The following is a 12154-nucleotide window of genomic DNA, read 5'->3' as shown; positions in this document are numbered from 1 at the left end:
CCTGTCGCTGGCAGCGGACAGCAAAGGGCATAGGGTTTTGGAGTTGACGGAAGGCCGTTTCACCCGCTGGGTTGGTCGCAACATGCCGACACGCGAAAGTATGGAGCAGAACCGCTTCATCCGGCCTTTTGCTGCGCGCGTGCTTCGTTCCGAGCTGTGGCGATTTACCCGGCGGTCGGTGCCGCGCGGCGTGGCTTTGGGCGTGCTGGTCGGCGTGATTCTGCCGATCGCGCAAATCTTCGGCGCGGCGCTGCTCGCGCTGCCGTTCCGCGCCAATGTTCCTGTCGCCGCGCTGACGACCTTCATCACCAATCCGTTCACCACGCCGCTGCTCTGGGTCGCCGCCTATCATGTTGGCAGCTTCATCCTGCGCGTCGATGCCTCGACCTTTGGCCAACCGGTGGCGACCGCGCTCAACCAGCCGCATGTCGAAACCTGGATGGAATGGCTGACCGGCGCCGCCTCGATCACCGCTTTTGGCCTCGTTGTGCTGGCCATCGTGATGGCGGCGATCGGCTATGTCGCCAGCGCGATCGGCTGGCGCATCTGGATCGCCGGCAAGCGTCGGCGCAGACTGGCCCGCGTGCGCCACCCCTGATCGCTCCGCGCTGGTATTTGCGCCAAACTGCAATTTGTAACGCGATGTTGTTTGCGCTAGCGTCGATCACCTGAACAGTGAGCGAGTTCGCCACGCCAGGGGGATGCGACGACCTTGACCACCACCCGTGCCCGACCCGACCTTGACTGGCCGGAATGGTTGCCTGCACTGCCCGATCCCGACAGTCCCGACGCCCGCATTACCGCGCTGATCATCATCGGCGGTCTCGCCGTCAGCGGCGCGCTGATCTGGCTTGCGCTGGGTGACTGGGTGCCGCTGGCGCTGTTCGCCGGCGGTCTGGTCGCGCTGGCTTCGCTGATCCTGCTGGTGCGTCACCAGTTTCCGCCGCGCAGCGACGTGCAGCGCACGATGCCTGACTGGTCGGTGACCTTTGCCGCGACCGACCACCCGACGATCGCGATTGCCATTACCGACGAGGCAGGGCGGATGATCTGCGCCAACCAGCGCTTCATCGACCAGTTCGGTGCCGAGATGGTGCCGCCGAAATTGTCGCTGGCCGGTCAGGGCGGCGACCTGCTTGCCGAGGCGGGACGCGCCGCCTGGCGCGATGGCGAGGGCAGGGCCGGGGGGCTCGTCGCCGCCGGCGTGCCCATCGATGCCCAGGTGCGCCGTGTCGGGCGCGGGCAGGATTATCTGCTGTGGAAGTTCGAACCGGTCGCACGGCACGATCTCGCAGTTGAGGCCGATGCGATGCTCGTCGGACGTCCGGGCCGCGCGCTGGGCGAGGGAGGCTTCATGGCCGCCGCGATCAGCCCCGAAGGTCGCATCCGCGCCGCCAACAGCGCCTTTGCCGCGCGCGCCGCCGGGGCCGAGGCCGGCAATATCGTCGGGCGCGATCTCGCAAGCTTCCTGCGCGCCGACGAGCGCAACCGCATCTATTTCGAGCGCGAAGGCCGCAAGGGCGTGCCGCTTCGGTTGTTCCACCTGCCGCTGGTCGATCCGCTGCAGGTCACTGATCCTGCCGAGCGCGAGAAGGCGCCTGCGCTGGTCGTGCTGATCGATGAGGATCCGGCTGGCATGGATAAGGGCACCGCACTGGGCTATGTCCAGACGCTGCTCGGCCTGCTGCCCGTGGGCCTCGCGATGACCGATCGCGACGGGCGCTTCCTGTTCGCCAATGATGCCTTCCTGCGCGCGGCGGGGATTACCGAGGCCGAATTGCCGCCCTATCCGGGCGACCTCGTCGTGCGCGAGGACAAGGGCGCGATAGCCGATGCGGTGCGCCGCCATGCCAGCGGCCAGGCGATGGCGGGCGATGTCGCGCTGCGCCTGCGCAACCAGCCCGACGAGCCGGTGACGCTCTCGCTCGCCAGCCTGCGCGGCATGGGCGATGCTGCGGTGCTGCTCTCGGTCAAGGATAACAGCGAGGAAAGCCGCCTCAAGCGCCAGGTCGCGCAGGCGAGCAAGATGCAGGCGATCGGCCAGCTCGCGGGCGGCGTCGCGCATGATTTCAACAATGTGCTGACCGCGATCATCGGCCATTGCGACCTGATGCTGATGCGGCACAGCCCCGGCGACAGCGATTATGACGACATCCAGCAGATTCGCAGCAATTCGAACCGCGCCGCCTCGCTGACCCGGCATCTGCTCGCCTTCTCGCGCCAGCAGACGCTGCGGCCGCAGGTGCTGCAGCTGCCCGATATCGTCTCCGACACCTCGGAGCTGTTGAAGCGGCTGATCGGCGAGAAGATCGTGCTCGAGGTGCAGCATGACCGCAATCTCGGTCCGGTCCGCGCCGATCCCGGTCAGCTTGAACAGGTGATCGTCAACCTTGCGGTCAACGGGCGCGATGCGATGCTTGCCAAACGGCCACCGGGCGGCACGCTGACCATCCGCACGCGCAAGGTGACCGCAGCCGATGTCCGCGCGATGAACAGCGATATCCTGCCGGTCGACGATTACAGCGCGATCCTGGTGGAGGATGGCGGCACCGGCATGCCGCCTGACGTGCAGGCGCGCATCTTCGAGCCGTTCTTCACCACCAAGGAGGTCGGCAAGGGTACCGGCCTGGGGCTTTCGACCGTGTACGGTATCGTCAAGCAGTCGGGCGGCTATATCTTCGTCGATTCCGAACCTGGCCAGGGCACGACCTTCTCGATCTATTTTCCGGTCTATCGCGGCGGCGCGGTCGAACAGCGCAGCCGCAAGCAGACCACCAAGGTCAATCCAGGCCAATGGGGCCATGCGCGGCTGCTGCTGGTCGAGGACGAGGACATGGTCCGCGCGGTCGCCGAACGGGCGCTGACGCGCCAGGGCTTTACCGTCGTCACCGCGAGCGATGGCGAGGACGGGCTCGAGCGGCTCGGCGATAGCGGGCCGTTCGACCTCGTCGTCAGCGATGTCGTGATGCCCAATTTGGACGGGCCCGGCATGGCGGTCGAGATGCGCAAGCGCATGCCTGGCCTGCCGATCCTATTCATGTCTGGCTATGCCGAGGAAACGCTGCGCCAGAGCATATCGATCGACCAGGTGCACTTTCTGCCCAAGCCGTTTTCGGTTGCGCAGATTGTCGATGCCGTGCACGGCGCGCTCGCCGCATCGGCGCCTCCGCCGAACCAGGCCCCAGCGAATGAAGGAAAGCTACCGACGTGACTGAGTGCAGGACCTTCCTGATCGCCGAGGACGAGGCGATGATTGCGATGCTGCTTGAAGATTTCATCGACCTCGCCGGTCACCAGATTGCGGCGATGGTTGCCAGCCTGGACGATGGCCTGGCGGCGGTCGAGGCCGGCGGATTCGATGCTGCGATCCTCGATGTCAACCTGGGGCGCGACAAGGTCTGGCCGCTCGCCGATGCACTGCGCGAGGTCGGTGTGCCCTATATCTTCGCGACCGGGGGCGGCGACACCATCCCGCCCGAACACGCATCCGCACCCACCTTGCCCAAGCCCTATACGCTGGCGTCGCTCGAGGCGGTGCTAGCGCGCATCTGACACGCGTTTTGCCCTTGCGTTCTGCGGCAATGTTCCCTAACTGTTCCAGAAGAACAGATTGGGTACATCACTGAGTCGTTGCGCCGGAGGTCCGGAGCAATTAGGCAGGAAAGGGCATGGCAATGGCCGGGCAGCTTAAACTCATCCAGACCGAAAAAGAGGCAAAATCCATGGACAGGCAAAAGGCGCTCGATGCAGCGCTGGCTCAGATCGACCGGGCCTTTGGCAAGGGGTCGGCGATGCGGCTGGGCTCCAAGGAGGCGATGCAGGTCGAGGCGATCTCGACCGGCTCGCTCGGCCTCGACATCGCGCTGGGCGTCGGCGGACTGCCGCGCGGTCGCGTGATTGAGATCTACGGTCCTGAAAGTTCGGGCAAAACCACGCTCGCGCTGCACGTGATCGCCGAGGCGCAGAAGAACGGCGGCACCGCCGCGTTCGTCGACGCCGAACATGCGCTCGATCCGGTCTATGCCAAGAAGCTCGGCGTCAATATCGACGAGCTGATCGTGTCACAGCCCGATACGGGCGAACAGGCGCTCGAGATTACCGATACTTTGGTGCGGTCAAACGCGATCGACGTGCTGGTGGTCGATTCGGTCGCCGCGCTGGTGCCGCGCGCGGAAATCGAGGGCGAGATGGGCGACAGCCATGTCGGCCTGCAGGCGCGCCTGATGAGCCAGTCGCTGCGCAAGCTGACCGGTTCGATCAGCCGTTCGCGCTGCATGGTGATCTTCATCAACCAGCTGCGCATGAAGATCGGCGTGATGTACGGCAATCCGGAAACCACCACCGGCGGCAATGCGCTCAAGTTTTACGCGTCGGTGCGTCTCGACATCCGCCGCACCGGTCAGATCAAGGACCGCGACGATATCGTCGGCAACACGACGCGCGTGAAGGTCGTCAAGAACAAGGTCGCCCCTCCTTTCAAGCAGGTCGAATTCGACATCATGTATGGCGAAGGCATTTCGAAGATCGGCGAGATTCTCGATCTCGGGGTCAAGGCGGGCATCGTCGAGAAGGCGGGCAGCTGGTTCAGCCACGATTCGGTGCGCATCGGCCAGGGACGCGAGAATGCCAAGAATTTCCTCAAGGAAAATCCCGAGATGATGGCCAAGATCGAAGGCCTGATCCGCGGCCAGCAGGACAAGGTGGCCGAAGAGATGATGACCGGTCCCGATGCCGAGGACGATATCGGCGACGATATGTAATCGGCCCCGGATCTTGCCCACTGGCGTTTCGCAAGGGCGGGCGGGCAATCGGTTGGAACAGATCGAAGGGGCAGGGCGGCATGCAAGCGGCTCTGTCCCTTCATTTTTGCGCATATATTGCTTCAATCTCGCTTCAACTCGCCTTATGTCGCAGCCATGACATCGACAAATGACATCCGGCGTTCGTTCCTCGACTATTTCGGGGGCAACGGCCATGACATCGTGCCTTCCGCGCCGCTGGTTCCGCACAACGACCCGACGCTGATGTTCGTCAACGCCGGCATGGTGCCGTTCAAGAACGTGTTCACCGGGCTCGAATCCCGCGCCAATGCGCGTGCCACTTCGTCGCAGAAATGCGTGCGCGCCGGTGGCAAGCACAATGATCTCGACAATGTCGGCTATACCGCGCGACATCACACGTTCTTCGAGATGCTCGGCAATTTCTCGTTCGGCGACTATTTCAAGGAAGAGGCGATCCACCACGCGTGGACGCTGGTCAACAAGACCTGGGGCCTCGCCGCCGACAGGCTGACCGTCACCGTCTATCACACAGATGACGAGGCCTTCGGGCTGTGGAAGAAGATCGCGGGTCTTCCCGACGAGCGCATCATCCGCATCGCCACCTCGGACAATTTCTGGTCGATGGGTGATACCGGCCCATGCGGTCCGTGCAGCGAAATCTTCTACGACCATGGCGACCATATTTTCGGTGGCCCGCCGGGATCGCCTGACGAGGACGGCGACCGGTTCATCGAGATCTGGAACCTGGTGTTCATGCAATATGAACAGCATGCCGATGGCAGCCGCACCAACCTGCCGCGCCCGTCGATCGATACCGGCATGGGCATCGAGCGCATCGCGGCGGTGATGCAGGGCGTGCACGACAATTACGATATCGACCTGTTCAAGGCGCTGATCGCCGCTTCGGGTCAGGCCACGGGCACCGCGACGACCGGCGGCAATCAGGCGAGCCACCGGGTTATCGCCGATCACCTGCGCGCCACCTCGTTCCTGATCGCCGATGGCGTTCTCCCCGCCAATGAAGGGCGCGGCTATGTGCTGCGCCGGATCATGCGCCGCGCGATGCGCCATGCGCATATATTGGGCGCGGCGGACCCGCTGATGCACCGGCTGGTGCCGACCCTGGTCGCCGAAATGGGCCAGGCGTTCCCCGAACTCGTCCGCGCGCAGCCGCTGATCGAGGAGACGCTCGAGCGCGAGGAAACCCGTTTCCGCCAGACGCTCGACAAGGGGCTGAGGCTGCTCGACGAGGCGACCGCCGACCTTTCCGAAGGCGCGGTGCTTTCGGGCGAGACCGCGTTCCGGCTCTACGACACCTATGGCTTCCCCTATGACCTGACCGAGGATGCGCTGCGCAGCCGCGGCCTGGGCGTCGATCGCGAAGGCTTCGACACCGCGATGGCCGCGCAAAAGGCTGCGGCGCGCGCGGCCTGGAAGGGCTCGGGCGAGGCGGCATCGGCCGAGATCTGGTACGACATCGCCGAACGCGCAGGCGGCACCGAATTCACCGGCTATACCGCGACTGAAGGCGAGGCCGAGGTCGTCGCGCTCGTCCGCGACGGTACCGAGATCGACAGCGCCTCTGCGGGCGATAGCGTCACCATCCTCGTCAATCAGACGCCTTTCTATGGCGAAAGCGGCGGCCAGATGGGCGATGCCGGCGCGATCACGTCGCTGGGCGGGCTCAAAGCTGTGGTCGACGATACCTCCAAGCCGCTCGGTCGCCTGCACGCGCATCAGGCGCGGATCGAAACTGGCAGCATCAAGGTCGGCGACACCGTGCATCTCGCGGTCGATGTCGAGCGCCGTGACGCGCTGCGCGCCAACCACAGCGCGACGCATCTGCTGCACGCGGCCTTGCGCAATCATCTCGGCGGCCATGTCACGCAAAAGGGTTCGCTGGTTGCTCCCGACCGTCTGCGCTTCGACTTCTCACACCCCAAGGCGCTGAGTGAAGCCGAAATCGCTGCGATCGAGGCCGAGGTGAACGCGGAGATCCGCGCCAACGAGGCGGTGACGACGCGGCTGATGAGCCCCGATGATGCCGTCCAAGCGGGCGCGCTCGCGCTGTTCGGCGAGAAATATGGCGAGGAAGTCCGCGTGCTCTCGATGGGCCGCGCGACCGACAAGCATTATTCGGTAGAATTGTGCGGCGGCACGCATGTCCGCGCATTGGGCGATATCGGCATCTTCCGCATCGTCAGCGAGAGCGCTGTGTCGAGCGGCGTCCGCCGGATCGAGGCGCTGACCGGCGAGGGCGCGCGGCAGTGGCTGGTGGCGCGCGACGAACGGGTCAAGGCGATCGCCGCTCTGGTCAAGACGTCGCCCGACGAGGTCGAGGCGCGCATCGCATCGCTGGTCGAGGAACGCCGCGCGCTCGAACGCGAACTCGCCGAAGCCCGCAAGGCGCTGGCGCTGGGCGGAGGCGCGGGCAAGGCTGGACCGGCGGTGGAGAGCATCGGCGGCGTCAGCTTCCAGGCGCAGGTGATCGACGGGCTCGACCCCAAGGAACTGCGAGGGCTGCTCGATCAGGCCAAGTCGGCGCTTGGATCGGGCATCGCGGTGATGGTTGCGACCAATGACGGCCGCGCGGCCTTTGCGGCTGCCGTCACCGACGATCTGACCGGTCGCTTCAGCGCGGTCGATCTGGTGCGCGCAGGCGTCGAGGCGCTGGGCGGCAAGGGCGGCGGCGGCCGTCCGGACATGGCGCAGGGCGGTGGTCCTGATGCCAGCAAGGCGGAAGCGGCTGTGGCAGCAGCGCGCGCTCTGATCGAGAACGCAGCCGCGCCTGCTTGATTGAGAGATCCCCTGCGAAGGCGGGGGGCATTCATGGGATTCCAGCAAACGGGTCCCCTGCGAAGGCAGGGGCCCATCACCTTCACTTGCCTTCCGCGCGGATGGTCATTGGTTTTGGTGGACGATCCGCTGCACGCCGGGCCGGTGATGATAGCCTGACAGCTCTGGAGATGGGCCCCTGCCTTCGCAGGGGACCGGCACAGGGGCTGGCCACTGGAACGCCAGGCATAAAAAAGGGCTGCGAAACCATATGGTTTGCAGCCCTTTTTGATAGCGTCCCTCATGCGAGGGGCGGTTCTCAGCCCTTCTTGAGCGAGATGCCGCCAAAGCGCTTGTTGAAACGGGCGACCTGGCCACCCGAGTCCATCAGGCGCTGGTTGCCACCGGTCCAGGCCGGGTGCGAAGTCGGGTCGATATCCAGCTGCAGCGTGTCGCCTTCCTTGCCCCAGGTCGAGCGGGTCTGGTACACGGTGCCGTCGGTCATCTTCACATTGATCATGTGGTAATCGGGATGGATATCGTTCTTCATCGTCGTTGTCCTTGAATATGGCTGGTTCCGACCAGCCCGCAGGATGAATGGGAAGCGGCGCGCATAACGCTGCGCGCCGCCAAAAGCAAGGGATTTACAATCGCCGCCGGATCAGGCGGGCGGGTCGGCAATCATCGCGGTAAAGCCGACCTCGCAGGCCAGCTTGCCGTTCATTTCCGCGCGTGCCTTGAACTTGCACACCTTGGCGCGCTTCTGCTCGAACTCGGCATGCAGGTCGAGCAGCACGCCGGGTTCGACCGGAACGCGGAACTTGGCGCCATCGATCGCCATGAAATAGACGAGCTTGCCCGAGCCTGCCAGGCCGAGCGATTCGACCGCCAATATACCCGCCGCCTGCGCCAGCGCCTCGACGATAAGGACGCCGGGCATGATCGGGCGGGCAGGGAAGTGGCCCTGAAAGAACGGCTCGTTCATGCTGACCGCCTTGATCGCATGGATCGACTGGTCGATGTCCAGCCGCGCCACGCGGTCAACGAGCAGCATGGGGTAGCGGTGCGGAAGCGCCGCCATCACCTTGGCAATGTCGTAGTTCAGCTCGCCCTCGGTCATGACCAGAGCTTACCGGCCTTCAGGCTGCTGTGCGGCCGGGGCTGCCTGCTGCTGACCCTGAGCGGCCTGCTGCGCAGCCTGCTGCTCGCGCTGCTGACGCGGCAGCCAGCCCTGCGGCGGAACCAGCTGAGCGGTCGGGATCAGCGCGTTCAGCTCTGCGGTGATGTCCTTGGTGATGTCATAGCCATCGGCGCGGGCGAGCGTGGCGCCGGCTTCGAGCACGATGCTGACCTTGCGCTTGGTCATCGCCTGACGGACCGCCTGGTCGAACTTGTCGCTGATCTGTTCGAGCACATAGGCTTCCGACAGCGCGACCGGCTGCAGGATTTCCTGCACTTCCTGCGAACCCTGCTCGCGCAGCTGCTGGATCTGGCCCAGCTGCTGCTGCAGCGCGGCCTGGTTCTGCTGCGCGTTGGGGGCCTGGACATCGGTGTTGAACTTGTTCACCAACGGTTCGAGCTGCTGGCGGATCTGGTTCGACTTGGCCTGGGCGGCGTCATACTGCGCCTTGTAGGTCGTCGGACGCGCGGTGTTGGCATTGACGAAGGCCGAGGATTCGACCACGGCGCGGCGCTGATCGGCCACGGCGATGCCAGCCACGGTCTGTGCCGCAACGGGAGCGATCGCGCCCGAAGCCAGGGTGCCGGCAGCCATCAGGGCTGCGGCGGTGCATTTCAGAAGAAGTTTCATCAGAACTGGGTCCCTACGTTGAATGTGAATAGACGGGTGTCGTCGCCAGGCTCCTTGAGCAGGGCGCGGGCAATATCGATGCGGAACGGGCCGAAGGGCGAGTTCCAGTTGACGCCAAAGCCGACGGTGACGCGCGGCTTGGGCGAATCGCCGAAGAACTGTTCGGTAAAGGCAAGGCTCGGCGTGTTGGGCTGACCGGCGGCATTGGTCGCATTGGTCACGGTGTTGATCACCTGATTGCCCTGCTGATCGGTTCCGATCTCCAGATATTGCAGATTGCCGTTTGCGTCGCGGTTCTGCGGAGTCTGCAGCAGCGGCCGCACCACGCCGAAGACGGCACCGGCATCGACGAAGACCGACGGACGCAGGCCAAGCTCGCGAGCGCCGCTGCCCAGCGGGATGTCGAGCTCGGCACGGGCGAGATAGTAATAACGACCGCCAAGCGCGTCATCGACGCGGTTGCGGCGACCGGTGACGGGCGTGTTGACGATCGCGCCGTTGACGATCTCGGGCGTGAAGCCGGTGCGGATCACGCGCGGGCCGACGCCGCGGATATCGAAACCGCGGATCTGCGGCTGGCCCAGGAAGAAGCGGTCGGTCAGGCGAATATCGTCAATCCCCTGAGCCGGCGTACCGCGGTCCTCGAAGGCGATGATATGGCCACCTTCTGCCGCGATGGTGAAGATGAACCCGCTGCGGCCGATGCGCCAGTGCTTGGACGCGTTGAGGCGCGTGCGCAGATAACTCACCGCACCGCCAAGGCCGGCAAAGTCCTGCGACAGCGTCACGTTCTGGCCGCGCGTGGGACGGATGCGGTTGTCGCGATTGTCATAGATCAGCGAATAGCCGATCAGCGAGGTCGTGCGCTGTCCCAGGTTGTCGCACAGGAAGAAGCCTGCGCGGACCGGGTCGCATTCCAGCGTGCCGTTTCCGTCAAGGTCGGAGAAGAACTGGGTACGGTCGAGCGTGACGTCGTCGACCGTCAGCGAGTAGCGCAGCAGCGCCGAGACATATTCGGTCAGCGGCACGCCAAGGCGGAACGATGCACCGGTGGTCAGCTGTTCGAACGTGGTGTTGCGCGAATTGCCGACGAAGTTGAAGCTGTTGAGATCGCGGCGGAAGATATCCGCACCGAACGAGATGTTCTTGTCGAACACATAGGGTTCGGTGAAGCTCAGGTTGATGCCTTGCGAGAACTGCGAGTAGTTGATGCTCAGGCCGACGGTCTGGCCCTTGCCGCGGAAGTTGCGCTGGCGGATCGAGGCCTGGAGGATGAAATTCTCAATCGACGAGAAACCGGCGGAGAGCTGAAGCTCGCCGGTCGCCTTTTCCTCGACATTGGCTTCGAGGATGATGCGATCGGGCGCGCTGCCCTGCTTCTGCTCGATCTCGAATTTTTCCTGGAAATAGCCGAGCGAGTTGATGCGGTTTTCCGAGCGCTTGACCAGGAAGCTGTTGAACGCGTCGCCCTCGTTCAGGCGGAACTCGCGCCGGACGATCTTGTCCTGGGTCAGCGTGTTGCCGTTGATGTCGATCCGCTCGACATAGACGCGCGCCGATTCCGCCAGCTCGAACGTGATGTCCATGGTGAGCGTTTCGCGGTTGCGGTTGAAATTGGGCCGCACGTCCGCAAACGCATAACCGAACAGGCCTGCGGTTTCGCTGAGCTGCTCGACAGTGTCCTCGACCAGCTTGGCATTATACCAGTCGCCGGTCTTCATCGGCAGCTGGGCCTTGAGGCCATCTTCGGAAAAGTCGCGAATCTGGCTGTCGACGCCGACATCGCCGAACTTGTAGCGATCGCCTTCCTCGACGACATAGGTGATGATGAAGTCGCGCTTGTCGGGGGTCAGCTCGGCCACGGCAGAAATGACGCGGAAATCGGCATAGCCCTGGGTCAGATAGAACTGGCGCAGCTTCTGCTGGTCATAGGCCAGCTTGTCGGGATCGTAGGAATCGCCCGAGCTGAAAAAGCGGTAGAAGCGCGACTGCTTGGTCGCCATCTCGCCGCGCAGTTCGCCGTCGGAGAATTTCTCGTTGCCCAGAATGTTGATCTGGCGAACCTTGGAGCGCGGACCTTCGTTGATCTCGAAGACCACGTCGACGCGGTTCTGGTCCTGCTGCACCATCTTCGGCTCGACTGTGGCGGCAAAGCGGCCCTGGCGCTTGTAGAGTTCGATGATGCGCGCGACGTCGGCGCGCACCTTGGTGCGGGTGAAGATCTGGCGCGGCGCAAGGCGGATTTCGGGAAGGATCTTGTCTTCCTTGATGCGCTTGTTGCCTTCCAGGATCACGCGGTTGATGACCGGGTTTTCCTTGACGTCTATGACCACCGCGCCGTCATTGTTGCGGATAGCGACATCGGCGAACAATTCGGTTTCGAACAGGTCGCGCAGTGCCTGGTCGGCCGCGACCTGGGTGTAGACATCCCCGACGCGCAGCTGGATGTACGAACGCACGGTATCGGCCTCGATGCGCTGCGATCCGTTCACGGTGATCGAGCGGATTTGCTGGCCTGCAGGCGGCACCACGGCAGCGGGAGCCGACGCCTGTGGCGGTGCGGGAGGGGCTGCCGGCCCTGCAGCCTGGGCGAAGGCGGCGCTTGCAGTTCCCGCCAGAACGGTGGAACTCAGCAACAGGCCGAGGGCACGCGCGCCGATGGCGATTTTCTGTTCAGATTTCACGAAAAAAAGACCCACCCTAAGCCAAAAAACACCGGACGGTCCCTGCATTGCCGTCCGATAACCCGCCCCGGTGCGCAATCCCCTGCATCATCCGCTGCAATCAA

Annotated in this window: 9 protein-coding genes; 5 read left to right on the top strand and 4 right to left on the bottom strand. The window is 64.3% G+C overall.

Features of this window, described 5'->3' with window-relative positions:
* The first annotated feature begins 82 nt into the window (after positions 1–82).
* From OPU69_RS10015 to alaS, 5 genes are all read left to right on the top strand, one after another.
* A complete protein-coding gene (locus tag OPU69_RS10015) occupies positions 83–598 on the top strand; it encodes a DUF2062 domain-containing protein (protein ID WP_060978477.1) in 516 nt (171 codons plus the stop codon).
* 159 nt (positions 599–757) lie between these two features.
* Positions 758–3211, top strand: coding sequence for a hybrid sensor histidine kinase/response regulator (locus OPU69_RS10010; protein ID WP_498510804.1), 2454 nt, complete (start codon positions 758–760; stop codon positions 3209–3211).
* Entirely contained in the window at positions 3208–3552 is a 345-nt protein-coding gene (locus OPU69_RS10005) for a response regulator (protein WP_498510733.1), read from the top strand. The genes OPU69_RS10010 and OPU69_RS10005 overlap by 4 nt, the downstream gene beginning before the upstream one ends.
* 122 nt (positions 3553–3674) lie before the next feature.
* Positions 3675–4760 (top strand): recombinase RecA, encoded by a 1086-nt coding sequence (gene recA, locus OPU69_RS10000; RefSeq protein ID WP_060978458.1) that lies wholly within the window; start codon positions 3675–3677, stop codon positions 4758–4760.
* A gap of 156 nt (positions 4761–4916) precedes the next feature.
* The gene (gene alaS / locus OPU69_RS09995; RefSeq protein ID WP_498510731.1) at positions 4917–7577 is read left to right on the top strand and encodes an alanine--tRNA ligase; all 2661 of its coding nucleotides are present in this window, start codon (positions 4917–4919) and stop codon (positions 7575–7577) included.
* A 298-nt stretch (positions 7578–7875) separates the two neighbouring features.
* On the opposite strand, the gene rpmE is transcribed toward alaS, so the two are convergent.
* The 4 genes from rpmE to bamA all read right to left on the bottom strand — a co-directional run bounded on the left by rpmE (position 7876) and on the right by bamA (position 12050).
* Positions 7876–8106 (bottom strand): 50S ribosomal protein L31, encoded by a 231-nt coding sequence (gene rpmE / locus OPU69_RS09990; protein WP_060978460.1) that lies wholly within the window; start codon positions 8104–8106, stop codon positions 7876–7878.
* Between the two features lie 111 nt (positions 8107–8217).
* Entirely contained in the window at positions 8218–8676 is a 459-nt protein-coding gene (gene fabZ / locus OPU69_RS09985; protein WP_060978461.1) for a 3-hydroxyacyl-ACP dehydratase FabZ, read from the bottom strand.
* A gap of 9 nt (positions 8677–8685) precedes the next feature.
* The gene (locus OPU69_RS09980) at positions 8686–9366 is read right to left on the bottom strand and encodes an OmpH family outer membrane protein (RefSeq protein ID WP_060978462.1); all 681 of its coding nucleotides are present in this window, start codon (positions 9364–9366) and stop codon (positions 8686–8688) included.
* Positions 9366–12050 (bottom strand): outer membrane protein assembly factor BamA, encoded by a 2685-nt coding sequence (gene bamA, locus OPU69_RS09975; RefSeq protein WP_060978479.1) that lies wholly within the window; start codon positions 12048–12050, stop codon positions 9366–9368. The genes OPU69_RS09980 and bamA overlap by 1 nt, the downstream gene beginning before the upstream one ends.
* Positions 12051–12154: the final 104 nt, after the last annotated feature.

The organism is Blastomonas sp. 34TW, from assembly GCF_059803595.1.
Note: the sequence above shows the minus strand (reverse complement) of the source record. Positions and strands in the feature narration are given on the sequence as shown.

What these genes read in the sequence shown, in the direction of transcription:
- alaS (WP_498510731.1), top strand. Translation starts at nt 4,917, where the DNA reads ATGACATCGACAAATGACATCCGGCGTTCGTTCCTCGACTATTTCGGG.
- recA (WP_060978458.1), top strand. Translation starts at nt 3,675, where the DNA reads ATGGCCGGGCAGCTTAAACTCATCCAGACCGAAAAAGAGGCAAAATCC.
- OPU69_RS10015 (WP_060978477.1), top strand. Translation starts at nt 83, where the DNA reads ATGCCGACACGCGAAAGTATGGAGCAGAACCGCTTCATCCGGCCTTTT.
- OPU69_RS09980 (WP_060978462.1), bottom strand. Translation starts at nt 9,366, where the DNA reads ATGAAACTTCTTCTGAAATGCACCGCCGCAGCCCTGATGGCTGCCGGC.
- rpmE (WP_060978460.1), bottom strand. Translation starts at nt 8,106, where the DNA reads ATGAAGAACGATATCCATCCCGATTACCACATGATCAATGTGAAGATG.
- fabZ (WP_060978461.1), bottom strand. Translation starts at nt 8,676, where the DNA reads ATGACCGAGGGCGAGCTGAACTACGACATTGCCAAGGTGATGGCGGCG.